Origin of the sequence: Planktotalea sp. (genome assembly GCF_965659345.1) — a bacterium.
Taxonomy (GTDB): Bacteria; Pseudomonadota; Alphaproteobacteria; order Rhodobacterales; family Rhodobacteraceae; genus Planktotalea.
Genome location: NZ_CBFHVK010000002.1, coordinates 205,171 through 230,407, shown reverse-complemented (window position 1 = coordinate 230,407; position 25,237 = coordinate 205,171). Strand labels below are relative to the sequence as shown.

Annotated in this window: 27 protein-coding genes and 1 tRNA gene; 12 read left to right on the top strand and 16 right to left on the bottom strand. The window is 52.6% G+C overall.

The window, feature by feature from the left end:
- Nucleotides 1–80: 80 nt before the first annotated feature.
- Nucleotides 81–287: a cold-shock protein gene (locus ACTG3Z_RS02550; RefSeq protein WP_375265609.1), complete on the top strand. Its 207-nt coding sequence runs from the start codon at nt 81–83 to the stop codon at nt 285–287.
- Nucleotides 288–346: 59 nt separating this feature from the next.
- On the opposite strand, the gene ACTG3Z_RS02545 is transcribed toward ACTG3Z_RS02550, so the two are convergent.
- The 11 genes from ACTG3Z_RS02545 to modA form a co-directional block, all read right to left on the bottom strand.
- The gene (locus ACTG3Z_RS02545) at nt 347–565 is read right to left on the bottom strand and encodes a hypothetical protein (RefSeq protein WP_439141073.1); all 219 of its coding nucleotides are present in this window, start codon (nt 563–565) and stop codon (nt 347–349) included.
- Between the two features lie 241 nt (nt 566–806).
- Nucleotides 807–1,283 (bottom strand): dihydrofolate reductase, encoded by a 477-nt coding sequence (locus ACTG3Z_RS02540; protein ID WP_439141072.1) that lies wholly within the window; start codon nt 1,281–1,283, stop codon nt 807–809.
- A 3-nt stretch (nt 1,284–1,286) separates the two neighbouring features.
- Nucleotides 1,287–2,084 (bottom strand): thymidylate synthase, encoded by a 798-nt coding sequence (locus ACTG3Z_RS02535; protein WP_439141071.1) that lies wholly within the window; start codon nt 2,082–2,084, stop codon nt 1,287–1,289.
- 40 nt (nt 2,085–2,124) lie between these two features.
- Nucleotides 2,125–3,609 carry a glycerol kinase GlpK gene (glpK, locus tag ACTG3Z_RS02530; RefSeq protein ID WP_439141070.1) on the bottom strand — a complete coding sequence of 495 codons (1,485 nt, stop codon included), beginning with the start codon at nt 3,607–3,609 and terminating at the stop codon, nt 2,125–2,127.
- A 21-nt stretch (nt 3,610–3,630) separates the two neighbouring features.
- Nucleotides 3,631–5,031: a TRAP transporter large permease gene (locus ACTG3Z_RS02525; protein ID WP_439141069.1), complete on the bottom strand. Its 1,401-nt coding sequence runs from the start codon at nt 5,029–5,031 to the stop codon at nt 3,631–3,633.
- The gene (locus ACTG3Z_RS02520; RefSeq protein WP_439141068.1) at nt 5,031–5,660 is read right to left on the bottom strand and encodes a TRAP transporter small permease subunit; all 630 of its coding nucleotides are present in this window, start codon (nt 5,658–5,660) and stop codon (nt 5,031–5,033) included. The genes ACTG3Z_RS02525 and ACTG3Z_RS02520 overlap by 1 nt, the downstream gene beginning before the upstream one ends.
- Before the next feature lie 79 nt (nt 5,661–5,739).
- Nucleotides 5,740–6,750 carry a C4-dicarboxylate TRAP transporter substrate-binding protein gene (locus ACTG3Z_RS02515; protein ID WP_439141067.1) on the bottom strand — a complete coding sequence of 337 codons (1,011 nt, stop codon included), beginning with the start codon at nt 6,748–6,750 and terminating at the stop codon, nt 5,740–5,742.
- 231 nt (nt 6,751–6,981) lie between these two features.
- A tRNA-Met gene (locus tag ACTG3Z_RS02510) sits at nt 6,982–7,058 on the bottom strand.
- Nucleotides 7,059–7,149: 91 nt separating this feature from the next.
- Nucleotides 7,150–8,238: a molybdenum ABC transporter ATP-binding protein gene (gene modC / locus ACTG3Z_RS02505; protein WP_439141066.1), complete on the bottom strand. Its 1,089-nt coding sequence runs from the start codon at nt 8,236–8,238 to the stop codon at nt 7,150–7,152.
- Entirely contained in the window at nt 8,235–8,927 is a 693-nt protein-coding gene (modB, locus tag ACTG3Z_RS02500) for a molybdate ABC transporter permease subunit (RefSeq protein WP_439141065.1), read from the bottom strand. Before modB ends, modC begins: the two co-directional genes overlap by 4 nt.
- Nucleotides 8,924–9,742, bottom strand: coding sequence for a molybdate ABC transporter substrate-binding protein (gene modA / locus ACTG3Z_RS02495; protein WP_439141064.1), 819 nt, complete (start codon nt 9,740–9,742; stop codon nt 8,924–8,926). The genes modB and modA overlap by 4 nt, the downstream gene beginning before the upstream one ends.
- Nucleotides 9,743–9,794: 52 nt before the next feature.
- Between modA and ACTG3Z_RS02490 the strand changes: the two genes are divergently transcribed.
- The 6 genes from ACTG3Z_RS02490 (at nt 9,795) to ptsP (ending at nt 16,465) form a co-directional block, all read left to right on the top strand.
- Nucleotides 9,795–11,012, top strand: a complete 1,218-nt coding sequence (locus tag ACTG3Z_RS02490; protein WP_439141063.1) for a 3-deoxy-D-manno-octulosonic acid transferase — start codon at nt 9,795–9,797, stop codon at nt 11,010–11,012.
- Nucleotides 11,013–11,088: 76 nt separating this feature from the next.
- Entirely contained in the window at nt 11,089–11,577 is a 489-nt protein-coding gene (locus ACTG3Z_RS02485; protein WP_439141062.1) for an NUDIX hydrolase, read from the top strand.
- A 41-nt stretch (nt 11,578–11,618) separates the two neighbouring features.
- Complete coding sequence (locus ACTG3Z_RS02480) at nt 11,619–12,062, top strand: DUF1178 family protein (protein ID WP_439141061.1); 444 nt, start codon at nt 11,619–11,621, stop codon at nt 12,060–12,062.
- Entirely contained in the window at nt 12,062–12,703 is a 642-nt protein-coding gene (locus ACTG3Z_RS02475) for an SDR family NAD(P)-dependent oxidoreductase (RefSeq protein WP_439141060.1), read from the top strand. Before ACTG3Z_RS02480 ends, ACTG3Z_RS02475 begins: the two co-directional genes overlap by 1 nt.
- Nucleotides 12,704–12,793: 90 nt before the next feature.
- Nucleotides 12,794–14,029 carry an aspartate kinase gene (locus ACTG3Z_RS02470; protein ID WP_439141059.1) on the top strand — a complete coding sequence of 412 codons (1,236 nt, stop codon included), beginning with the start codon at nt 12,794–12,796 and terminating at the stop codon, nt 14,027–14,029.
- Between the two features lie 189 nt (nt 14,030–14,218).
- Nucleotides 14,219–16,465 carry a phosphoenolpyruvate--protein phosphotransferase gene (gene ptsP, locus ACTG3Z_RS02465; RefSeq protein ID WP_439141058.1) on the top strand — a complete coding sequence of 749 codons (2,247 nt, stop codon included), beginning with the start codon at nt 14,219–14,221 and terminating at the stop codon, nt 16,463–16,465.
- Here the strand turns inward: ptsP and ACTG3Z_RS02460 are convergent.
- Nucleotides 16,462–17,208 carry an EcsC family protein gene (locus tag ACTG3Z_RS02460; RefSeq protein WP_439141057.1) on the bottom strand — a complete coding sequence of 249 codons (747 nt, stop codon included), beginning with the start codon at nt 17,206–17,208 and terminating at the stop codon, nt 16,462–16,464. The two genes, ptsP and ACTG3Z_RS02460, sit on opposite strands and share 4 nt — an antisense overlap.
- A gap of 31 nt (nt 17,209–17,239) precedes the next feature.
- Nucleotides 17,240–17,725, bottom strand: a complete 486-nt coding sequence (locus ACTG3Z_RS02455; protein ID WP_375265591.1) for a GNAT family N-acetyltransferase — start codon at nt 17,723–17,725, stop codon at nt 17,240–17,242.
- Between the two features lie 76 nt (nt 17,726–17,801).
- Between ACTG3Z_RS02455 and ACTG3Z_RS02450 the strand changes: the two genes are divergently transcribed.
- The gene (locus ACTG3Z_RS02450) at nt 17,802–18,407 is read left to right on the top strand and encodes a flavin reductase family protein (protein ID WP_439141056.1); all 606 of its coding nucleotides are present in this window, start codon (nt 17,802–17,804) and stop codon (nt 18,405–18,407) included.
- Nucleotides 18,408–18,421: 14 nt separating this feature from the next.
- Here the strand turns inward: ACTG3Z_RS02450 and ACTG3Z_RS02445 are convergent, their stop codons facing one another.
- Nucleotides 18,422–20,056 (bottom strand): SulP family inorganic anion transporter, encoded by a 1,635-nt coding sequence (locus ACTG3Z_RS02445; RefSeq protein ID WP_439141055.1) that lies wholly within the window; start codon nt 20,054–20,056, stop codon nt 18,422–18,424.
- Nucleotides 20,057–20,231: 175 nt separating this feature from the next.
- Here ACTG3Z_RS02445 and ACTG3Z_RS02440 point away from each other — a divergent pair, with 175 nt between their 5' ends.
- Genes ACTG3Z_RS02440 through ACTG3Z_RS02425 form a run of 4 tightly spaced genes read left to right on the top strand, consistent with a single transcriptional unit; the run spans nt 20,232 to nt 22,945 of the window.
- Nucleotides 20,232–21,107 carry an S-methyl-5'-thioadenosine phosphorylase gene (locus ACTG3Z_RS02440; RefSeq protein ID WP_439141054.1) on the top strand — a complete coding sequence of 292 codons (876 nt, stop codon included), beginning with the start codon at nt 20,232–20,234 and terminating at the stop codon, nt 21,105–21,107.
- A complete protein-coding gene (locus tag ACTG3Z_RS02435) occupies nt 21,107–21,733 on the top strand; it encodes a LysE family translocator (RefSeq protein WP_439141053.1) in 627 nt (208 codons plus the stop codon). Before ACTG3Z_RS02440 ends, ACTG3Z_RS02435 begins: the two co-directional genes overlap by 1 nt.
- A complete protein-coding gene (locus ACTG3Z_RS02430; protein ID WP_439141052.1) occupies nt 21,730–22,383 on the top strand; it encodes a hypothetical protein in 654 nt (217 codons plus the stop codon). The genes ACTG3Z_RS02435 and ACTG3Z_RS02430 overlap by 4 nt, the downstream gene beginning before the upstream one ends.
- 31 nt (nt 22,384–22,414) lie before the next feature.
- On the top strand, nt 22,415–22,945 hold the full coding sequence (locus ACTG3Z_RS02425; RefSeq protein ID WP_439141051.1) for an adenine phosphoribosyltransferase: 531 nt from the start codon (nt 22,415–22,417) through the stop codon (nt 22,943–22,945).
- On the opposite strand, the gene ACTG3Z_RS02420 is transcribed toward ACTG3Z_RS02425, so the two are convergent.
- Together ACTG3Z_RS02420 and ACTG3Z_RS02415 are read right to left on the bottom strand one after the other, a co-directional pair.
- On the bottom strand, nt 22,940–24,352 hold the full coding sequence (locus ACTG3Z_RS02420) for an FAD-binding oxidoreductase (RefSeq protein WP_439141050.1): 1,413 nt from the start codon (nt 24,350–24,352) through the stop codon (nt 22,940–22,942). The two genes, ACTG3Z_RS02425 and ACTG3Z_RS02420, sit on opposite strands and share 6 nt — an antisense overlap.
- 19 nt (nt 24,353–24,371) lie before the next feature.
- Nucleotides 24,372–25,199 carry an MBL fold metallo-hydrolase gene (locus ACTG3Z_RS02415; protein WP_439141049.1) on the bottom strand — a complete coding sequence of 276 codons (828 nt, stop codon included), beginning with the start codon at nt 25,197–25,199 and terminating at the stop codon, nt 24,372–24,374.
- Nucleotides 25,200–25,237 lie beyond the last annotated feature (38 nt).

Sequence of the window (25,237 nt, the reverse complement as noted above, 5' to 3'; positions counted from 1 at the left end):
ACGGTCTCACCCCGTTTTGCTTGATTTTCACAAATGCACGCTAAGCTCTTCAACACTACATCGAACAAGGAGTTTCGGACATGCCCAATGGCACCGTCAAATGGTTTAACACAACAAAAGGCTTCGGCTTCATCGAGCCTGAGGATGGCGGCAAGGATGTTTTCGTGCATATTTCCGCTGTGGAGCGTTCTGGACTGACAGGTCTTGCAGACAATCAGAAAGTCTCTTTTGAGATGGAAGCGGGTCGCGATGGTCGCGAAATGGCTGCCAATCTGACACTCCTGTAAGCATGCAAAAAGCCCAGCAAATCATGCTGGGCTTTCGTTAATAGAAGCGTATTTCGCGTTTAGTGCGAATGATACGTCGTGTGCGTTGTTATCGTAGTCACATGTTTGGTGACGTGCTTGTGCTTTTTCTTCATCGGTGTGTAACCACGTGCTGCGGTACCGCAGCAGATGACGCCGCCCAGAACGACAGGCTGCAAACCCGCTGGGCAATAATTAGGACCATGATATGCGACCGGGCCTACGCTATTGGGATTATGCGTGCCGTCACCCATATACATATCACCCCATGCAAGCGCCTGAGATCACATAGCGACTGTCGCTGCGATGGCGACTGCGAAAACGTTTGAAAACATGAAACTGCCCTTTTCGATTACTGCTCAAGATCGTCTTTTTATAAGAACTAGAGGTAACATGCGGCGAAATTAAGTCAATTTGAGCAGAGGTTTCTCGTGCTTTCACGAGCTATTCCACTTCGGACCTGTGATTCTTTTGCCAACAAATCGGCTGATTTCCACGACATTACGCGCGCAAATACTCAAAGACTGTACAGCTTGGATCATCTTCGCGCAGATGCGTTTCACCGATGATTTGCCAGCTGTCGGGCGAGATTTCGGGAAAATAAACGTCAGGTTCTTTGACGTCCAGATCGACCTCGGTGATCAAAAGCCTGTCTGCAATTTCGATCATCTCGCGATAAATTCCAGCACCGCCGATCCCGTAAACACGGCGATACCCTTGTGCATAGGCTGCATCAACCGCGTCTGACACGCTGCTACAATCCAGCTCGGCGCCGCATTTTTGCGAGGACACCACGATGTTCAATCGGTTCTTCAACGGCTTGAACGGTAAGCTGTCCCAAGTATTGCGCCCCATGATGATCGCACCGCCAAGAGTTTCGCGTTTGAAAAATTGTAAATCCTCAGGCGCATACCAAGGGATTTCATTCCCCTTTCCGATGGCCCCGTTCTTGTCGCGCGCAACTACCAGTGAAATCATCTGCTAAACCGCCACAGGTGCGCGAATTGCGGGATCTGGCTCGTAGCCTACAATCTCAAAATCATCAAAGGTGAAGTCAAAAATCGAAGCGACAGTCCGCTTGATGCGCAGTTGCGGCAACTCTTTTGGCGTACGTGCAAGCTGTGTTTGCACCTGCTCCATATGGTTGGAGTAGATATGCGCGTCGCCAATAGAATGGATGAAATCACCCGGCTCATAGCCTGTGACATGTGCTAGCATATGCAGCAAAAGCGCATAGGACGCGATGTTAAACGGAACGCCAAGGAACATGTCCGCCGAGCGTTGATAGAGCTGAAGATGCAATTTGCCGCCTGCTATGCGCACCTGCCAAAGTGTGTGGCACGGTGGCAGCGCCATGTCAGGGACTTCCGCGGGATTCCATGCAGACACGATCAAGCGGCGACTGTCTGGAGTATTTTTGATCGCCTCCACAAGGTCAACGATTTGATCAATATACCCTTTGTCGTTGGGCGCTGGAAAGCGACGCCACTGAGAGCCGTAAACAGGCCCTAGATCACCATTCTCATCGGCCCATTCATCCCAGATAGAAACGCCATTCTCCTTGAGGTATTTGATGTTCGTATCGCCCGCGAGGAACCATAGAAGTTCATGAATGATGGATTTGAGGTGTAGCTTCTTGGTGGTAACCAACGGAAAGCCATCGGCCATGGGGTAGCGGCATTGCAAACCAAAATGCGAGGTCGTGCCCGTCCCTGTGCGATCTGTGGATTGCACGCCCAGTTCCAAGACGTCGCGCAAAGCTTGATGATATTGTATCACGTGATGCTCCCCAATTTACTCGGTCCATAACCTGCGTAATTTATACAGACAAGGTCGCCTGGACAGCACGATCCCAACGCGCATAACGCTTGGCCCGCGTGTCTTCGTCCATGTTCGGCTCAAACTTTTGCTCCAACGCCCAAGTCGCCGCAAATTCATCCATCGCCGGATAAATTCCAGCCCTTTGTCCTGCAAGCCACGCGGCTCCAAGTGCTGTTGTTTCCAACACTTCTGGGCGATCAACTGGCGCACCCAAAATGTCTGACAGGAATTGCATCGCCCAATCTGACGCGCTCATCCCGCCATCAACACGCAAAGCCGCTTCCTCTGCGTTTGGCCAATCTGCGTGCATCGCTTCCAAAAGGTCACGGGTTTGAAACCCAACACTTTCCAGTGCCGCTTTCGCAAGTTCTTCGGGACCGGAACCACGCGTCAAACCGTAAATTGCCCCGCGACATTCCGCATTCCAATAGGGCGCGCCAAGCCCTGTAAACGCTGGTACAAGTACCACATCCTGCCCTGCATCCGCATTGTCAGCCAAAGGCTGGGTTTCTTTCGCATCGCGAATAATTTTCAAACCATCGCGTAGCCATTGAACGACCGCCCCTGCGATGAAGATCGATCCTTCAAGTGCATACGTTGGTTGGCCATCAAGTTGATAAGCTATTGTTGTTAAAAGGCGGTTCTTAGATGTAACAGGCTCATTGCCGGTGTTTAACAGCGCAAAACACCCCGTGCCGTAGGTCGATTTCAACATACCCGGTTTGAAACATGCCTGCCCGACAGTCGCGGCCTGTTGATCGCCCGCGACCCCCAAGATCGGAATTTCACGACCAAATAAATCGGCGCGCGTGACACCAAAATCGGCAGCACAGTCCTTTACTTCGGGCAACATGCTCATTGGGATGTCGAGCAGATCGCACATTGTCTTGGACCAACGTCCTTTACGAATATCGTAGAGCATCGTTCGCGCGGCATTCGTCGCGTCCGTTACATGCGACTGGCCACCCGTCAGGTTCCAAATCACCCAGCTGTCAATCGTCCCGAATGCCAATTCGCCCGCCTGCGCGCGGGCGCGCGCGCCCTCCACATTATCGAGCAACCATTTGAGCTTTGTCGCGCTGAAATATGGGTCGAGCAGAAGGCCAGTGCGCTCTGTCACCGTCGGTTCGTGCCCTGCGGCTTTCAAAGTTTGACACAGCTCAGAGGTCCGACGATCTTGCCAAACAATCGCGCGGTGCAGTGCTTTACCAGTTTTGCGATCCCAAATCACCGTGGTTTCACGCTGATTGGTGATCCCTATCGCAGCAATTTTTTCCGCACTAATCCCTGCTTTCTCAATCGCACCACGGCAGGTCGAGGCGGTCGTAGACCACAAATCGCTCGCCTCGTGCTCAACCCAGCCGCTTTGTGGAAAGTGCTGCTCAAACTCTTCCTGCGCAGACGCGACAGGTTGCATATCTGGTCCAAACAAGATCGCACGCGTAGATGTCGTGCCTTGGTCAATTGCGAGAATGTGGGTCATAGGATCTTTCAATACTTAAGTTTAGGACGCCAGCGTCGGCAGCCAAAGTACGATACCAGGGAACGCGACAAGCAGTGCAATTGTCACACCATCGGCGATGAAAAACGGTGTAACGCCTTTGAATACGTCCTGCACAGTAAGATCATCACGCACCCCAGCCACAACAAAACAGTTGAGACCAATGGGTGGCGTGATCAAACAGAACTCCGCCATTTTGACCACCAAAATGCCAAACCAAATCGCGCACATAGGTCCTGACATACCAAAGGCACTATCGGCAGCACTCACAAGCTCCCCCCCGTTTAGCGCCATGACCGCGGGATAAACCACCGGCAAGGTCAGCAATAGCATTCCAATGGCGTCCATGAACATGCCAAGCACCGCATAGGCCAGCAAGATACATATAAGGATCGTCAAAGGGGCCATGTCGAGCGAGGTGATCCAATCCGAAAACGCATCCGGCAATTTGGCAAACCCTAAGAAACGCACATAGATCAAAACACCCCAGATAATCGTAAAGATCATTACGGTCAGTTTAGCAGTTTCAAGCAAGGCTTCCTTGAGCTTCGGCCAGCGCATCCCACGATAAAGCGCCATGCAAAAGATGATGAAAGCACCAATGGCACCACCTTCCGTCGCTGTGCCCCATGCGTCACCAAAAGGGTTGTAGACGAAGAAAATGATAATCACGACGACCGCCACGATAGGCAGTGCGGGCGGCAGCGATTCAAACCGCTCACGCCAGGTGAAACCACCCACCGGCGGACCGATATTCTTAAAGCCGACCGCGAGACCGATGATGAGGACCGCATAAACAATCGCCGAAAACACGCCTGGAATAAAGCCAGCAAGCAAGAGTTTACCCACGTCCTGCTCGACAATGATCGCATAGATCACAAGGATTGCAGATGGCGGGATAAGCGATGCTAGTGTCCCGCCCGCCGCGACAACACCAGCGGCAAAGGCTTTGTTGTACCCAACCTTGAGCATCTCTGGGATTGCAATGCGCGCGAACACCGCAGCGGTTGCAACAGAGGCACCGGAAACAGCCGAAAAGCCCGCTGTCGCAAAGACCGTCGCGACCGCGAGACCACCTGGCACCCAAGCAATCCAGCGTTTGGCGGCCTCAAACAAAGCAACCGTAAGCTTTGCGTGATAGGCAAGATAGCCGATCAAAATGAACACAGGGATCAAGCTAAGGACTTGCGCGCTGACTTTGGAATGCGGGGTGAGACCCGCGACCTTTACGCTGATCTCAACCGCTTTCCAAAAGCGTTCGGGATCATAGTCAAATCCGTTCCACCGCAACCAGACAAGGCCGACAAACCCCGCAAGGCCCGCCGCGAATGCAACGCGCATTCCAAGCAGAACAAAAACCAACATGCCGCCGCTGACCCATAGGCCAATTTCAATGGGTTCCATCAGTCGTCTCCCATCAACGATTTGGCTTCAATTTGCGCTTGTTCCGCAACACTTAACGTCAGTGGAACCGCAACAGGATTTTTCAGTCCCAGAACAAGCGCACGGCCATATCCAACGGCCTGCAAAATCAAGCGTAAACTCAGCACACCAAAGGCGATTGGCACCACGAGCTTTGACGGCCAGATCGGTATTCCAACATCGATAGAACTGTCTCGGCTACACAGCGGCCTCGAACAGTCGAAAGAGCGGTCAAAATGCTCCCAAGCGCCCCATGTCAGCGCCACGATGAGCAACAAAATCAAAAGAACTGAGATCAACTCAAAGAGCCAAAGCACACGGCCACTCAATGCCGAAACCAGCATATCCATACGAATATGCGTGCCATCGCGTTGGACGTAAGAGACGCCCATAATCGCAATAATGGGCATAGCCGCTTCGATATAATCCACATATCCCATCATGGGGGAGGCGAAGAATTTTCGCCCTGTGACCGAATAAACTGCGAGAAACATCAGCGAAAAAATCGCAAGGCCGCTCAGAAGCGCGCAGAATCTTTCGAGCGGTAGCAGTGCGCGATCAAGCTTGCTGAGCAAGCTGGAATCTTCAAGGACGGCTGCGGAGCCTGCCATGTCATTAATCCCGAAATGTTATGAATATGAACGGATCACAAAAGTAGGGTGCGTGGTTTCCCACGCACCCCAGCTTCATTTACATCTTTGCATCAGCAAGTGTTTTGACGACAAGATCATAAAGCTCCTGACCCGGCAGGCCTTGTGCTTCCATATCTTTGATCCATGCATCGCGAATAGGATCTGCCGCTTTCGCGCGGAACTCAGAGATGACGTCTTCTGCAATCTCAACCTTTTCGACGTTCTTCTCTGCAAGAACACTGTCCCAGCGCTCCAACAGCTCGCCGTAGTTCGCAAGGTAGTGATCAAGCGATTCCTTTACAGAGCTGTCCAGTACTTCGCGATGCTCATCGCTCAGGCTCTCATATGCATCAATGTTCACCACAATCGGGCAGTTCACAGTTCCTGGGTTCAAGTTGGCCGTCCACCAAGTCGCTTGGTTGATCGTGCCAAAGCTCAGGTGCGCGTGCTGGGCAAATGCGACTGTATCAACAACGCCGCCTTCCATCGCTTGATACGCTTCTGAAGACGTCACAGACGTTGGAACCGCGCCAACTGCCTCAAATGCGTTGCCGATACCGCCTGTTGCACGCACACGCATGCCCTCAAAATCAGCAAGCGTTTTACGCGCTTCGCCAGTTCCGACCAAGTTGTACTGTGGCATAGGTGACGTCATCAAAAGTTTTGCATTCCACTGCGCCATTTCTTCTGTGGCTGCGGGATGCGCATAAACAGCTTTAGAAACCGCAACTTCTTGCTCAAGGTTCTCGACGCCCAAGAACGGCAGCTCCAGAACAGTAATCACACGGTTCTTGTCGCGGTGATAACCCGCACAGAACTGCGCCATTTCGAACGCACCGATGGAAATTCCATCTAGGTTTTCACGGTTCTTTGAGAGACCTCCATAAGATACGTTCATGGTAAATTCGCCGTTGGTCTTTTCCGACACCAGCTCGGCAAGTTTCTCAACATGCTCAGTAAACGCGCGACGCTTGCCCCAAACTGATACGTTCCATTCTGTCGCAGCAGCCTCAGCACCCAAGGACGCAATAAAAGCTGCTCCAACGAGCTTTGCAGATAAATGTTTCATTTCTCTCTCCCTATTATGATTGGCAGGAGACTAGCGCCACAAACGAAGGGCGCAACGGGATTCTTGAAAATTGCGCAAAGTAAGCACCATCAAACCTGCGCGGAGTCAGCTATAGCAAACTTTCAAAGTGGGCAAAAAAATCCAATTGACGGGAACCATTCTGGCGCAGGTTTGAGAACCGTTACAAAACGCACAATAAGGTTCTACTAGAATTGTCAAGGCAGTGGGATGTGGTGGCGATGCAGGGATTTGAACCCCGGACACGCGGATTATGATTCCGCTGCTCTAACCAACTGAGCTACATCGCCAACAGGGCGTCGGATACTGGACTGCAAAACGTCCGTCAAGTTAGAAAAGCATGGAATTCGGTGAAATTCTTCACAGCACAAGAATCGCGTTTTAGCTTGGAGCGATTGCGCTCGGTGGAACTGCATTTGCTTTCAGAACGGCCCATATGCTTTGCCCCACTTTCAGCTCCATCTGTGAAAGCGCACGGGCGGTGATGCGCGCGAGCAAACGATCGGTTCCTGCGCTTAGTGCAATCGCAAAACCAGAGCTTACGCCTTCTTCAATTGCAGTGATTTTCGCTTGCAGGATATTCTGACTGGACATGCCTTTTGGCTCGCTTTGTGACAAGATCACATCCTGCGCGCGGATGCGAATGCGTACAGAGGTGCCCACAGCGACATTCATTCGTGGCGCGAACAACATGCCTGCGCTCAAACGGATGCCGCTCAGCCCATCTTCGGCATGATGATCAACGACACCAGTGATCAACGCCCCCGCATCTTGAACACCTATCAATTTCATATTTGCGGGATTTGCCAAAACGTCTTCAGCGGTCCCTTGCGCAACGCTTCTGCCATTGCGCAAAACGCATAAATGATCGGCTAGGCGCACAATTTCGCTCATGTCATGGGTCACATAGATCATTGGCGGCCCACCCTCTGCGCGCAGGCGTTCGAAATATGGAAGTATCTCTTGTTTACGCGGCACATCAAGAGCTGCAAGCGGTTCATCCAGAAGCAATAAGTTTGGCGCGCTCAGCAACGCGCGACCAAGCGCGACACGTTGTTTTTCGCCCCCAGATAACGCAGCAGGCCGGCGCTGTAGCAATGCGCCAATTCCGAGCATTTCGATCACTGCATCACGCTGTTTCACAGACAAAGGATCCTCTGCGTATTCCGCGCCAAAATCAATATTATCCGCGACATTTAAATGCGGAAACAAGCGTGCGTCCTGGAATACGTATCCGATGCGGCGTTGGTGCACAGGAAGATTCACACCTTTCTGAGCATCAAAAAGCGTCTGATCATTCAAAGTTATGTAGCCATTCTGAGGAATCGAGAGCCCTGCGATTGCATTGATCAGGCTGGTCTTACCGCTTCCGGAACGCCCATAAATGACCGTTGCCCCCTGCCCTGCGCTCAGCTGTATATCTAGCTTAAACGCGCCAAGCGTGCTCTGGAGATCGACCTCTAAGCTCATAGCCCCGCCACGCGTTTAATTGCACGCCTCGCCAACCACTCCGATATCGCCAAAGCGAGCACCGAAACCACGACGGAGATGGCAATCAGACGCAGCGCATCCGCTTCGCCACCAGGCACTTGCAGCAATGTATAAATGGCGGAGGGTAACGTTTCACTTTCGCCCGGAATTGACGCCACAAACGTAATCGTTGCACCAAATTCCCCCATCGCTTTGGCAAAGCCAAGCACAGCGCCGGTCAGCAAGGCAGGTGTGATCAATGGCAAAGTCACGCGAACAAACACAGCGTTTCTTGGGGCTCCCAGCGTTGCCGCAGCCTCTTCCAAACCTTGATCTACTGCTTCAAACCCTAAACGGATCGCACGCACGATAAGTGGAAACCCCATGATCGCTGCTGCAAGCGCAGCGCCAGTCCAGCTAAATGCAAATGTGATCCCGAAAAGCGTTTCAAACAGCGCCCCTAGCGGTCCTTGGTTGCCAAACAAAAGTAGCAGCGCGTAGCCCGTCACGACGGGCGGAAGGACCAAGGGCAAATGCACAATAATATTTAGGATTGATTTGCCAAAGAACTCACGGCGCGCCAAAAGCCATGCGATCCAAATCGCAAACGGCAAACTCAAAAGCGTTGCAACCAGTGCAACGCGCAAAGATAAAGCGACAATCGCCCATTCAGCCGCGCTCAAGATCATTCGCAGCGCCCCACTTCCTGTGCCGGTACAGCGTTAAACCCTTGTTCCGCAAAGACTTCATTTGCACCCGCAAGCACTTTAGCAACAGCCGCGCTTTTAGCGCGCGCGTTTGCAGTAATAGCCATAGGATATCGTATCGCGGGATAGGCGTCGGGATCGGGAGTAAAGACAACGCGCACGCGCGGCTCTGCGGCGACGTCGCTAGCATAAACAAAACCAAGCGGTGTTTCCCCCCGCGCGACAAGAGCCAAAGCCAAACGCACATTCGATGTCTCGGCGAGATGAGGTCTCACCACCTCAAGCCAGCCCATATTGCTTAGATAAGCCCGCGCATATTGCCCTGCTGGAACAGAACGCATTTGCCCCAAAGCCAGACGTCCACCATTCAAAGCTGCGATCAGATCATCAGCAGTTTGAAAATCATTCTCAAGGGCATCATTGAGGGCCGCAATGACCAAAGCATTGCTCAAAAGATTACATCGGCTTTGGGGATGTAACGTGCCTTGCATGGCGAGCCAATCCATCCAATCGGTATGAGCAAGAATGACAATATCAGCTTCAGCACCCTGTGTGATTTGACGCGCAATCGCAGCGCTGCCACCATAAACCGGCACTGCATCGAGCGAATGTGTTTCGATGACCTGATCCAGCGCTGTTTTCAGGCTGGACGCTGCAAAGATTGTCACTGGCTCTGCCCAAATCGGAGTGGCGAGCGCAACGCTGGTACAAAGCGCGGTTATTAAGGAGCGAATGGACGTCATGGCGCGACTATTTCGAATGGCTGCACGAGGCGCAAGCGCTTGCTTGCGTGACATACGCGCGCTAGGGCTGAATGCACTGACCTGAACGCGAAAGATCTTAGTTTCAATGCTGCTTTACCGTTGCTTATTTACGCTTGCATTGCCGCTTGTGGTACTTGCCTTGTTATTAAGGGTCGTGCGCCGTGTTGAAAGTTTTGTCGACTTTCAAGAACGGTTGGGACTTTGGCCGGAACTTTCGAACGAACCGATTATCTGGTGTCACGCGGCCTCGAACGGGGAGCTAAGCGCAGCGCGCCCGATGATAGAAAAACTAAAAGAAACCAATGCCCTGCTCATTACGTGCAACAGCGTAAGTGGCAAACGTCTTGTTCAATCCTGGGCTTTAAAGAATACACAGTGCCGCCTTGCCCCGCTCGATCTAACATGGCTGCATCACCGGATCGTTCAGAAAAACAATTGTCGTATGTTCACCCTGTTCGAAGCAGATTTTTGGCCGAACCGTTTGATTGCATTAAAAAATGCGAACGTTCCAGTTTCGTTGATTGGGGGGCGTATTTCTGAAAAGAGCGCAAAAGGTTGGGCGCGCTTTGGTGGGCTGGCATCACGCGTTTTTGGGAGTTTTGATCTTATTTGCGCTCAAGATGGTGCATCTGAGAAGCGTTTGCGAAACTTGGGCGGACAGTCTTTCGGCCCACGCATTGCGCTGAAATCTCTCTACCAAGCCCCAAGGCCCCACACGCGCAATCCAGAGCGCGCGAGCACTTGGCTGGCGGCCTCTACTCATCAGGGTGAAGACGAGATTTTGCTCACGGCGCATAAGCAAATCTTAGAACGCGCACCGCACGTCAAAATGATACTCGCCCCGCGCCACCCAAAGCGCGGTGACGAAATAGCGAAGTTTGCGCAGACCCTAGGGTTTGAGGCCAAGCAACGCAGCAAAGTCGCTAGCTTTGATCAAGCGAACGCGCTTTTCATAGCGGATACGTTGGGTGAGATGGACAAATGGTATGCAGCTTCGAGCATCTGCTTTGTTGCCGGGTCTTTGGTCGCCAAAGGCGGGCACACACCGTTTGAACCGCTCGCCCATGACTGCGCTATTTTACACGGCCCGCACCTTGAGAATTTCGCCGAGCCATACGCAGCGCTTGCAACGCATGAAGGCGCGCGCATGTGTTTGAATGCGGAAGACGTTGCCAATAATGTGCTTACTTTGCTTGAGAACGACGTCGCGACGCGGCAGCGTCACAACGCGCGAAACGCGCTTGGGGCTGCACAAACGCTTGATCAAGTTCTCGATGCCCTTCAACACACCTTGAAAAGCTGATATAACGAACAAAAATAAGGATATGCCCACATTTCAACGGCATCATTCATGAGCGGACGAGGCAAAGATACACGCGATGAAAGAGCATCGGGCCAAAGAAACCCCTTTTTCCCCAATTGATTTAATGGGGGCTAAAAAAACTGGTTTGCGCACGCAATTTGCTGCACTTTGTTATCGGTTGCGCAAAGGTAAGCCAGAAGTGTTGTTGGTTACATCGCGTCGTAGCAAACGTTGGATCATCCCGAAAGGATGGCCACAAAACGGTATGCTGCCCGCTCAAAGCGCTGCGATTGAAGCGTTAGAAGAAGCAGGTGTTGAAGGCAAACTCAACAATGAATCGCTAGGGATTTATTCCTACACAAAGCATCATGTGTCTGGACGCCTTATTCCTTGTATCGGTATTGTTTACAGCTTGAAGGTCAAGACGGTTCATGATCGCTACCGCGAGATGGGCCAGCGCAAACGCAAATGGTTTAGCTTGGCAGAAGCGGCGCGCAAAGTCAGCGAACCTGAACTTGCGCACATCATTTACACTTTTAGTCCAAAACAAGCGCGCAAAAGTTAAAACACCTCGACCACAGATTTTTAACTCTATATCGTTGAGCTATGATCCAATACGCCCTCAAATGTTCCAACGCCCATCAATTTGACAGCTGGTTCCAATCCGCAAGTGCGTTTGACAAGTCGCAAAACGCAGGAATGGTAACTTGTGCGATTTGCGGCGTTGCGCAAGTTGAAAAAGTATTGATGGCCCCTGCGGTGCGACCTGCCCGCAAAATTGCCGAAACATCCGGCCCCAAAAGCCCGGGCCCCTTGTCAGCACCAGCGACCCCGGCAGAGCAAATGATCGCAGAAATGCGCGAAAAGGTCGAAGCCAACAGCGAATATGTGGGCGGTGAATTCGCCCAAAAGGCACGTGCGATGCACAACGGCGATGCGCCTGAAGCGTCCATCTATGGTGAAGCCAACTTGGAAGACGCTAAAAAATTGGTCGAAGACGGTGTTCCGGTGCTTCCGCTTCCCTTTAGACCGTCCAGAAAGGGCAATTGATGCAAGTTATACTGACAGGTGGCAATCGTGGCATTGGCGAACACATAACAACGCAACTGCGCGCGCGCGGCGATACGGTTCTAGCAACGTCGCGTGACAGCAGCACGGGCGATATTTTGGACGTAACGAATGCAGAGCAAATTCAAAATCTTGCTGCCAGTTATCAACCTGCCCTCGACTTGTTGATTTGCAATGCGGGTGTCTACCTCGACAAAGGCCATGCGCTTGAGAGCGGTTATGACCCGCAAATTTGGGCAGATACTTTTGCAGTAAATGTCACTGGTGTCTTTCAAACGATACAAGCTTTGCTACCTGCATTGCGCAAAAGCACGGCACCCAAAGTGGCGATCATTGCCTCCCAGATGGGATCATCTGAGCGTGCGGGCGGCAACGCCTTTGTCTATCGCGCGTCCAAAGCCGCGGCGGTAAACCTCGCACGCAATCTCTCCATCGATCTCAAAAGCGATGGAATCGCTGTCGGTGCTTATCATCCCGGCTGGGTCCAAACAGAAATGGGCGGTGCAGAGGCAGATATTGATGCTGCGACCTCTGCTGCAGGATTGATTGAGCGTTTTGATCTGCTGTCGCGTGATCACACTGGTGTTTTTGAGAATTATGACGGCGCGTTGATGCCTTTTTAGGTCAGGCTGTCGCGTTATCGCCCCCACCTCTTGCTCTTACAAGCATAGCGCCGTAAATGCGTGCCAACTTCTCCTAACAAGGACGCTGGTATGCCCGTTCTCGTGATGAAATTCGGCGGCACGTCTGTCGCAAATCTTGACCGCATCAAACGCGCAGCAAAACGCGTGGGTGTCGAAGTCGCAAAAGGCTATGACGTCATTGTCATCGTTTCTGCGATGTCTGGCAAAACCAATGAGTTAGTGGGCTGGGTGAATGAGACGTCGCCCCTTTATGATGCGCGCGAATACGACGCTATTGTAAGCTCGGGCGAGAATGTGACCGCAGGTTTGATGGCGCTGACGTTGCAAGAGATGGAAATCCCCGCGCGCTCTTGGCAAGGGTGGCAAGTTCCTGTGAAAACCACCTCTGCCCATTCCGCCGCGCGGATCGAAGAAATTCCAGACGAGAATATCCGCGAAAAGTTCGCAAACGGTGACCGCGTCGCTGTTGTGGCAGGTTTTCAAGGCGTAAGCCCCGAAGGTCGTATTACGACACTTGGGCGTGGTGGTTCCGATACAACGGCTGTTGCCTTTGCTGCAGCATTCGACGCTGAGCGTTGTGATATTTATACGGACGTTGATGGCGTTTATACGACAGATCCACGCATCACAGACAAAGCCCGCAAGCTCGACAAGATCGCGTTTGAAGAAATGCTCGAGCTGGCCAGCCTTGGCGCGAAGGTCTTGCAAACCCGCTCTGTTGAGTTGGCCATGCGCTACAAAGTTAAGTTGCGCGTGCTTAGCTCATTTGAAGAACAATCAGACACCGCAGGCACGCTTGTTTGCGCCGAGGAGGAAATCATGGAATCCAACGTAGTTTCAGGCATCGCCTACAGCCGCGATGAAGCAAAAATGACCCTCGTATCAGTGGCTGACCGCCCTGGCATTGCAGCAGCGATCTTTGGGCCTTTGTCAGATGCTGGTGTGAACGTGGATATGATTATCCAGAACATCGCTGAAGACGGTCGCACGGACATGACTTTCTCCTGCCCCACCGATCAGGTGAAGCGCGCAGAAAAGGCGATGGAAGATGCCAAAACCGCTGGTGAAATCAACTATCATGATCTGATAGCTGACACAGATGTCGCGAAGATTTCTGCAGTCGGTATCGGGATGCGTTCACAATCTGGCGTGGCGGCTAAGATGTTCAAAACGCTTAGCGATGAGGGTGTGAACATTAAGGTTATTGCAACGTCTGAGATAAAGATATCCGTTCTGGTTGATCGCAAATATATGGAGCTCGCGGTTCAGGCCCTTCACGACGCGTTTGAATTAGACAAAGCCTAAGCGCAAATTCAAACTTGCTAATAGTAATTGGCGTATAAGCTTCTTGCGTGAGACAAGCGCGTTCGAAAGCGACGTTCTCAAATGTTGCGTATCATATGCGTTTGCTCGCCATTTCGTTCAATTCATCTTATGCTAAGCTAAGGGACGGTTTTACCGCTCAAGTATTTGCCGAAAAGGGCACGAGATCGAATGCCGCAAAGACGCGAAAGTGAAAGCCGAAAGTTGCTTGGCCGTCTGCGTGATGCAATGGCTGAGGATGGCGACGGCCAACAAAGGTTGGACAAAATTACCGGTCTCATTGCGTCGTCAATGCAGACCGAAGTTTGCTCAATCTATCTTTTTCGCGATGCCGAAACACTCGAACTTTGCGCTACTGAAGGTTTGAATCCTGATTCCGTGCACCAAACCCGTTTGCGCCTAGGCGAAGGGCTTGTTGGGCGCGTCGCCAAACGTTCGAAAACAATCAACACCGCAGATGCGCCGTCGGAAAAAGGGTTCCGCTACATGCCGGAAACAGGCGAGGAAATTTTCTCGTCATTCCTTGGTGTTCCTATCCAACGGCTTGGCGAACGTCTTGGCGTATTGGTCGTTCAGTCCAAAGCCGCACGCTTGTTTTCAGCGGATGAGCTCTACGCGCTAGAAGTCGTCGCGATGGTTCTGGCTGAGATGACAGAGCTAGGTGCGTTTCTAGGCGAAGGTGAAGCACTTTCTGCGCGCCATCAGCAACCCGTTTTGGTGCGTGGCACCACTGGTCAAGAAGGCGCTGCGATTGGTCATGTGTGGCTACACGAGCCACGCGTCGTCGTAACAAACGTTATTGCAGAAGACCCCGACACTGAATCCAAGCGCCTAACGGATGCCGTCGAAACCCTGCGCGTGAGCGTTGATAAACTGCTCGCTGGGGCCGCTGGTGGGGATGGTGAACAACTTCAAGTCCTTGAAGCGTATCGCATGTTCGCCAATTCCAAGGGCTGGATGCGGCGTATGGAGGAAGACATTTCCAACGGCTTGTCTGCTGAAGCGGCTGTTGAAAAAGAACAAACTCAAGCGCGGACCCGTTTGGGCCAAGTATCAGACAGCTATTTGCGTGAACGCTTGCAAGATCTTGATGATCTGTCCAACCGTTTGCTACGTATTTTGACAGGCCAAGGCGCGATTACAGGTGCTGAAATGCCTGCTGATCCAGTTCTGATTGCGCGTAATATCGGCCCCGGCGAATTGCTGGAATATGGACGATCTTTGAAGGCTATTGTCCTTGAAGAGGGCAGCGTTGGCTCACACGCGGCGATCGTCGCGCGCGCATTGGCCATCCCTTTGGTGGTGCACGCAGACGCGATAACACGCGAGGCGTTAAACGGCGATCAAATCATGGTCGATGGCGATCAGGGCATCGTACACTTGCGTCCCGATGACACTGTGAATGCCGCGTTCCAAGACAAAATCGCCATGCAAGCGGACGCGCAGGAACGCTACTCTGCAACGCGTGATCTGCCTGCGACAACAGTTTGCGGAACGACTATAAGCTTACAAATGAACGCCGGCTTGATGGCAGATCTTCCATCATTGGAAAGCTCTGGTGCCGAAGGCGTTGGCTTGTTCCGCACCGAGTTACAATTCTTGATCCGCAATCAAATGCCGCGGCGTTCTGAGCTCAGTGCGCTTTATAAACGCGTACTTGATGCATCGGGCGACAAAAGAGTGGTCTTTCGAACACTCGATATCGGGTCGGACAAGGTTCTGACCTACATGAAACCGAATGATGAACCCAATCCTGCCCTCGGCTGGCGCGCCATTCGCGTTGGGCTTGATAAACCTGGCGTTATGCGGATGCAGTTGCAGGCGCTTTTACGCGCCGCTGCGGGACGGAACCTTTCTGTCATGTTCCCGTTTGTTGCGCAGTATAGCGAGTATGTCGCCGCAAAAGCCGAGATAGCGAAAGCAATGGATCGTGAGCGCAGACTCGGCCATCCATTGCCAGAAAAGCTCGAAGTTGGGGCGATGCTAGAAACACCATCACTTGCTTTTGCACCGCAAGCATTTTTTGAAGACGTCGGATTTCTTTCGATTGGTGGCAATGACCTAAAGCAGTTCTTCTTCGCGGCAGATCGTGAGAATGAGCGGGTCAGACGTCGCTACGATACGTTGTCCATCTCCTTTTTGAGCTTTTTACAAGGGATTGTAACGCGTTGCGATGTGGCGGGAACCCCGTTGTCATTCTGTGGTGAAGACGCAGGACGCCCTGTCGAAGCGGCGTGCTTTGCAGCAATCGGATTGCGCTCGCTGTCTATGCGACCAGCGTCAATCGGGCCGGTGAAGCACATGTTGCGCAACGTCGACCTAAACGTGCTGCGTGGGATCATAGAAAAGTGCCATGAAAGCGGTGAGCAATCTGTGCGCGCGCCTGTGATGGACTATCTTAAAAGCGTTGCGCGCTAGAGTGATTTAATCGCGTCTGACAAACGAAGCACCAAAGTCTCGCGCGGCAAGTCATGCGCTTTGCCTGCTTTCATCAAGCCAAAATGGACATGCGCCATTTCTTGGTAATAGCTGGTGTAGGCGTAATTGGTCGCCGCCCCTGCGACTGCTCCGATAATCGGCACGGTTTGTGCCGCGAGTTTCTGGCCCAAAGCCGCGCTCAAACGCGGAGCCACGCGCGCGATAATGCCATGCACCGTCGCGCCAGATAGGGTCACACGCGCACTCAGAAAGCCCATGTCAGCACCATCATCAGCAGCAAGTGGACCTGCGGCAGCAAAAACTTGCAAGCATTCGGCCTGAATGTCAGGTTCGCTTGGATCAAAGCCGTATTCCGCTGCAATCCCTTGGATAGCACGCAAAAGGACCGTGGTTGTCACTGGCAATTCGGCAAGTGCTGTGGGCAAGCCGCCTGCCCCACCTGCCGCGCCCATAGCCGTTGCTGCAGCTGTGTTGAGCCATGATTTCTGATCTGGAACTACACCGCGGCTTCTACTCGCGGCGCTCAAAGCAACGTTCAAGGCTTTGGTTGTCGCATCCTCGAGACGGTCTTTGACCGGATCAGGTAAACGTTCCATCAAATTCTCAGCTTGCCCGCCAACAAGGTTGAGCACCTGAATACCGACGCCCCCCGCCTTGCGGTAACGCTTTGCGATCACACTGATGTCGCGATCTAAATCAGGGGTGCTTAAATCTGTGGCCATGTCCCTAAGATCAGCACGTGGCGCATTAATTTCAAGCGCTGCGCGTCACCTTTCCCTGCACATCTTCCCAGACGGCCGCATCTGCATTCAATCCCAAGACGCGTTCAGGATTTGTTGGCGGAGGCATCAAAATGCCGTTCAAACGCGAGAAACCGAATTTTTGATAGTACGGCTCATCGCCGACCAGCATCACCCTGCGCCACCCATTCTCATCTGCGCGCGCAAGGCTATCACGTATCAAAGCACTGCCCAGTCCTTCGCCTTGGCGGGTCGGGTGGACTGCCACAGGACCAAGCAGCAACGCCTGATGCATCCCAATAAGAACGGGCCAATACCTGATTGCACCAGCAAGAATGCCATCGCTGTCACGTGCTACACTGCTCAAGCCCTCAACAGGTGGCACGCCATCGCGTAAGCGATAAGAAGACAACGCCTCTCGCCCCGGCGCAAAGCACAAATCATAAAGTGCTTCGACCTCCCACCAATCCTCAGCTGTTTCTGGTTTGAGCGCGTACACCAATCTGCTTTCACGTTTTTGCTGGCATCGCGCCTAGCATGGCGGTAGCGATTGGGCAAACAAGGAGTCCCTATTGATGTTTTATCGCCCCGAAGACGGTCACGACCTGCCCCATAACCCTTTCAACGCCATCGTTACACCTCGACCAATCGGTTGGATCTCCACACGCGACAGCGAGGGCCGTGACAACTTAGCGCCCTATAGCTTCTTCAACGCAGTCGCTTATGTGCCGCCACAGGTCATGTTTTCTTCGACCGGTGTAAAAGATGATCGCGGGGATACCAAAGACAGCGTTGCAGTCATCCGCGAAACAGGCGTCTTTTGCGTCAACATCGTATCGGCCGCATTGCAAGACGCCATGAACGCGTCAAGCGCTACGTTGCCCGCTGGCAGTGATGAATTTGCACATGCAGGTTTGGAAAAGCTTGAGTGCGAAAGCATAAACGCGCCGCGCGTCGCGGCGTCCCCTGCATCGCTTGAATGCAAAGTGACGCAAATTATCAAGTTAGAAGGCGCGAGCAATCATCTGGTACTTGGCGAAGTCACGGGCGTTCATATGGATGACGCTTGCATCAAGGACGGTCGCTTCGATGTCACGACCTTCCAACCGCTTTCGCGCTTGGGATATCGCGATTATGCCGTTGTGAAAGATCTGTTCGAACTGTCCCGCCCTGACGATTGAGATGAATGGGCGGTCTAATGGCCGCCCAAAATACCTGTACGCACTTGATAATCGACCGCGACTTCATAGTCAGGATCGTCATCACTATCGATCATCAAATGCCCTGCTGTCGTCAAAAGCTGGTGACAATCGCGGCTCAGATGGCGCAGCTGAATGCGCTTTCCTGCTTCCTCGTATTTTGCTGCTACAGCCTCAATCGCCTGCAGGGCTGATTGATCGACGACACGACTTTGGGCAAAGTCGACGATCACCTCTTTTGGATCATCTGCGACGTTGAATAGCTCAATAAACCCGTCTGAAGACCCGAAGAACAAAGGTCCTTGAATTTCGTAAACTTTCGCGCCCTCTGATGTGGAAGATGGACGCTCAATCGCGTGAATGCGGCGCGCGTTGTTCCACGCATACGCCAGCGCGGAGACGATAACACCGACAACAACCGCCACCGCGAGGTCAGAGTAAACTGTCACGACCGTCACGAGGATGATAACAAACGCATCCATCTTTGGAACGCGGCGCAAAATAAGCAGGGAGTTCCAAGCGAAAGTCCCAATCACGACCATAAACATCACACCAACAAGTGCGGCCAACGGGATCAGCTCGATCACAGAGGAGCCTGCAACAATGAACAACAGCAGGAAAATCGCGGCTGCAATGCCCGCAATCCGAGTTCGGCCACCCGACTTTACGTTGATCATCGACTGACCAATCATTGCACAACCACCCATGCCACCGAAAAAACCAGTGACTGTATTCGCGATACCTTGCGCAATACACTCTTGCGATGCACCGCCACGTTTGTTGGTCATTTCACCCACAAGATTGAGCGTAAGCAGGCTTTCGATCAAACCAATCGCCGCCAAAATAACCGCGTAGGGCAGAATGATTTGGAAGGTTTCCCAGTTTAGCGGGACCGTAGGAATGTGCCATGTCGGCAATCCACCTTGGATCGAGGCGAGATCACCAACGCGCGGCACGTCTAGTCCAAAAGCAATCACAACCGCCGCGACGATACCAATACCTGCCAAGGGCGCAGGAATAACCTTTGTAATGCGCGGAGTTACCCAAATGATCGCCATAGTACAGCCGACCAGAATAAGCATTAAGATCATCGGCATTCCCGTAAGCCACTCACCACCGGTCATACCGTGCCCATCACTGACGACGGTTCCAGGCACTTTAAATTGAGTCAATTGTGCTAAGAAAATAACGATCGCGAGGCCATTTACGAAACCGAGCATCACAGGATGCGGTACCAAGCGAATGAACTTGCCCCAGTGCATTGCACCAAAGAATATTTGTAAAAGCCCCATCAAAACAACGGTCGCAAACAGATATTCAACACCGTGTTGAGCAACCAAGGCGACCATAACGACGGCCAAAGCCCCCGTCGCGCCAGAAATCATGCCCGGACGACCACCAATCAACGCCGTGATCAAGCCAACCAAGAACGCAGCGTATAAGCCGACCAAGGGATGCACACCCGCAACAAAAGCAAAGGCAACCGCTTCAGGGACCAGCGCCAAAGCAACGGTCAAACCCGATAGCAGCTCAATGCGCAAACGTGAGATAGTGAAGCCTTCGTCCGGCATCCAGCGTAAGTCAGGTGCGGTCATATGATTGGCGAATGCACCGAGAATTGCTCGTTTCATGAATTTAACCTGTCTTTGGGGGGACGTTCTATTAGCGCTGCGTAAACTATGCTGCGTCCAAAGAACACCCCTGCCCTCACGCCAATTTGGCTCTCCTTTAGCGATTCTTGCATTTTCATTGGACGCGACGCTCGTTAGCTTACTGATAAACTGCACATGACAGGACATAATGAACATGACTGATACTATGATCGCCGTGATCGGCGGCTCTGGCATTTACGACATTGACGGTTTGGCGGACGCCACTTGGCAAACGGTTGAAACGCCTTGGGGCGATCCTTCGGACCAGATCCTGACAGGCACGTTAGATGGCATAAAAATGGCCTTCTTGCCGCGCCATGGCCGTGGGCATGTGCACTCCCCTACAACCGTGCCGTACCGCGCGAATATAGATGCGTTGAAGCGGCTTGGGGTTACCGATGTGATCTCCGTTTCAGCCTGTGGCAGCTTTCGCGAAGAAATGGCACCTGGTGATTTTGTCATCGTCGATCAGTTCATTGACCGCACTTTTGCGCGCGAAAAATCCTTCTTTGGAACAGGATGTGTTGCGCATGTGTCCGTGGCACACCCAACGTGCCCACGCCTCTCTGAAGCTTGCCACACCGCCGCAAAGGATGCAGGCATCACCGTTCACATGGGCGGCACGTATCTCGCGATGGAAGGCCCGCAGTTTTCCACCCTAGCAGAGAGCAAAATGTATCGCACAAGTTGGGGTGCAGATGTGATTGGCATGACCAATATGCCCGAAGCCAAACTCGCCCGTGAAGCAGAACTTTGTTATGCATCCGTTGCGATGATCACCGACTATGACAGTTGGCACCCCGATCATGGGGAAGTTGATGTCACAGAAATCATCAAAACCCTCATTGGCAATTCAGACAAAGGCCGTGACCTGGTTAAACGTTTGCCCGCCCTTCTTGGTGCTGAACGGGACGATTGTCCGCATGGCTGCGATAAAGCATTGGAATTTGCGATTATGACAGCGCCGGAAAAACGTGATCCAGCATTGCTCGCGAAGCTTGATGCCGTGGCCGGTCGGGTACTGGGCTGATGGATCTCTCGCTCTGGCTTGCTTTTGTCGCCGCATCCAGCGCGCTTTTGCTGATCCCTGGACCAACGATCTTGTTGATCCTGAGCTATGCGCTGACCCAAGGACGCAAAGTTGCGATTGCGTCAGCATCTGGTGTCGCCTTGGGGGATCTGATTGCTATGACCGTATCCCTTATCGGTTTGGGCGCGATTATCGCAACCTCAGCGACGGCCTTCATGATATTAAAGTGGGTCGGTGCACTCTATCTCTTTTATATCGGGATAAAAATGTTTCGCTCGGCACCGAGTGAAGGTGCGGGACTTGTGAAAACAGACCGACAAGCAACGCCGCGCCAAGTGTTCCGACATGCGGCCATTGTCACAGCGCTCAACCCCAAGAGCATCGGGTTTTTTATTGCGTTTGTTCCGCAATTTATCTCGGTTGATGCTGCATATGGCCCACAAGCGGGCATTTTGATTGCAACATTTGTCACCTTGGCAGCGCTTAACGCGTTTGCTTTCGCACTTTTGGCCGATCTGATGCGCACACAAATCGCGCGTCCAAAAGTAATGCGACGTTTGACGCAAGCCGGTGGACTTACATTGATTGGCATGGGTGCCGCGACAGCGGCACTGAAGCGCGCATGATCTCGCGCGCACTTATCCTTTGGCTTGCGCTTTCGAGCCAAGGGTATGCGCAAGAGTTTCTGAACAGCGACACAGCACTAAGCGACGATGATTTTTACCGACTGGTCGCCTGCGCCGCCCCCGCCAATGGTGAATGCGGCAAACCTTTCGTGCGCTGGGCTGACGCTAATTTAACAATTGGCATTACAAAGATGGAGCGCGCTTATTTGGGGGGCAAAAAGAAGCGCGCAGAAGCAGCGCTTCAACGTGCGATCGACGAAATAAACGCTGCCGGCTCTGCCGTTCAGCTCACAAGAAACGACGGCAATCCAGATATACCGATCCTTTTCCTCGATATCCCATCACGCAGCAAAATCAAAGGATCTGGCTTTCGAGCACTTGAAGGAACACCCATTTCCGGCGCGGGTGTACGTGTTTTTACAAAGGATGGCGTGATCCTTAAATCTGTCATCATCTTTACGACAGGCTTGCAAATACGTGCCTATGAAAGCGCGATGCTTGAAGAGATTATCCAAGGGCTCGGATTGCTTACCGATGTGGGTGGCACGTACTATGAGAGCCGCTCTATCTTTTCACAAAGCAGCAACGCGCTCACAAAACTGGGTCAACAAGACATCATGGCCCTTGGCCGTCACTACCCACCGCGCTAGACAGCGGTGCAACGCTAAAGGACGCAAGCCCATGAAAACCGTCAAAGACTACATTCGCACTATTCCTGATTTCCCTCACGAAGGGATTATGTTTCGCGATGTGACGACGCTTTTTAGTGACCCGCGCGGGTTTCGCATGGCGATTGACCAGCTTCTACATCCCTATGTGGGCGTTAAAATCGACAAGGTCGTCGGACTCGAAGCGCGCGGTTTTATCCTTGGGGGTGCGATTGCACATCAACTGAGCATTGGCTTCATTCCCGTGCGCAAAGCCGGTAAATTGCCTGGTGCTGTGATTTCTCAAGATTACAAACTTGAATACGGCGAAGCGACTGTTGAGCTACACGACGATGCGATTCAAGCGGGTGAGAAGATCCTCATCATCGACGATCTGCTCGCGACTGGTGGGACTGCCGAAGCCGGCATTCAACTCGTGGAGCGTTTGGGCGGCGAAATCGTCGGTTGTGGGTTCGTGATTGATCTGCCCGAACTCGGCGGACGCAAGCGCCTTGAAGCGCTTGGCGTCGATGTGAAAGCCCTGTGTGCCTACGACGGTCTATAGTGCCAGTACGGCACCGGGGTTCATAACCCCATTGGGATCAAGTGCAGCTTTAATTGCACGCATTGCTGCCAATTTTGCAGGGTCGCCATATTTCTCAAGATCATCTGTCTTGAGACGTCCGATGCCATGCTCAGCGCTCACGGAACCACCCAGCTCATGCACGAGATCATGCACGACGCGTTTCACTTCATCTCGCTCCGCCAGATAGTCTTGGCGCGATTTGCCTGCATCGGGGAACACGTTGTAGTGCAAATTTCCATCACCCAAATGACCAAAGCAATTAATACGCAACGGCCCAAGCTTTTCGATCACCTTCCCCGCACGTTCGATAAATTCCGGGACCAAGCTGATCGGAACCGAAATATCATGCGAGGAGATAGAGCCGACAAGACGGTTCGCCTCTGGAATGTATTCCCTCACTGACCAGAAATCGGTTCGCTGACCGACAGACTGCGCGATGAGCCCGTCGCTGACGAGTTCCTTCTCAAGCGCTGTTTCAAATAGCGTTTCCAGCGCTTCTTGCGGATCGAGCCCGCGTGCCAAGCCCACCTCAATGAGAACACACCATTCCGGCTTTTCCTCGAAAGGCACGCGCACGCTTGGCAAATACTCCTCAAGGAAATCGAGGCCTTGCTTATGAACAATCTCAAATGCACTAATCCCGTCACCAAGTTGGCTTCGCGCTTCAGCCAAAAGGGAAATCGCAGCTTTTGGATGCTCCACAACCATAAATGCCGTTCCTTCACCCGCAGGGCGCGGACTAAGTTTTAGAGAGGCAGCCGTGATAATCCCGAGCGACCCTTCGGAGCCGACAAGTAAATTGCGCAAATCATAGCCTGTGTTGTCTTTGCGCAAACGTGATAGGCCGTTCCAAATTGTCCCGTCAGGTAAAACTGCTTCAAGACCAAGGCAGAGATCACGTGCATTACCATAACGCAGCACATTCACGCCACCTGCATTCGTGGCAAGATTTCCACCAATACGCGCTGTCCCTTCGGCGGCCAGTGACAATGGAAACAGCCGATCCACATCCTGCGCAGCGGCTTGAACATCTGCGAGGATCGCACCGGCCTCTGCGATCAAAACATTTTCTTCAGGGTGCACCGATCTAATCGCATTCATCCGCTCTAAAGATAAGATCAACGGCGCTGGCCCCTCTGGTGCGACTTGCCCGCCAACCAATCCGGTGCCGCCGCCATAAGGTACGATCCCGACGCGCATTTCATTGGCAAGCCGCACAATCCTAGAGACTTCTTCAGTCGTTTGGGGCAATGCCAATAGACCCTCGCGCGTTTCATAGCGCCCGCGTGGCTCTTCTAGGTAGCGCGGCTCAGCAGCACGCACAGAATGCTCTGGCAAAATGGCGCGTAAGGCTGTTTCGAAAGCTTCGGTCACAGGATTAAGCACAAGTCAGACTCCAAATGGTTTATTGATCCCTATCGCGCAGCCACGAAGGACGCAGCAGGAAAATAGTTGGGCGCTTGGGCAATGTGGCCAAAGACACCTCAATCGAAGAGCCACCAACGCGCTTGACGTCAAATTCATCAATCATGCCAGAGACGAAATTTTGCAATCCAAAATCGGTAAACCAATGCATCGGAATCACGACAGAGGACCGTAGGCGTTTCAGGACACGAGTCATCGTCGACACGGGCAAGGTATACCCACCATCCACCGGGGCCATCACAACGTCCAAACGGCCAATGGCCGCATATTGGGCATCATTTGGTTCATGGTGCAAATGACCAAGATGGCCGATACAAAGGCCAGCAACTTCAAAGATAAAAATAGAGTTTCCGCGCATTTCCTCGCCACCAAACTGCGAGCGAATGTCCGTCGAAACGTTACGCACCAGCATTTCATCCAAGTCGAGATTATGATCAACGCCTTCACCAAACGGCCCCCACCCCTTTAGGACATGTGGGATCGCGGGGTCTGGGTTCGCGGTCCAATGGGTGTCATGGGCATGATTCATGGTGACGACGTCAGGAATAAGGTCCGTGGTCCCAACAAAACCAGTGAAATCGGTTACCGCGTTCAAGCCGCCTTGGGTCTGAATTAGAAAACTTGCGTGCGCGATATAAGACAGACGAACCGTATAATCAGGTAAAGGATCCCGAAAGCTCGCCTTATGCAGATAGCTAAGACCCGGCGTTGAGTTCGCAATCGCGATACAATGGCTGGGTCGTCGATCTTGCGCAATCAGTTGGGTCGCGCTGAAAAGAAAACAGAAGATTAGTGATAAACGGATCATGGCAGTCTCCCCCTTTGCGAAAGAGGATAGCGCATTTC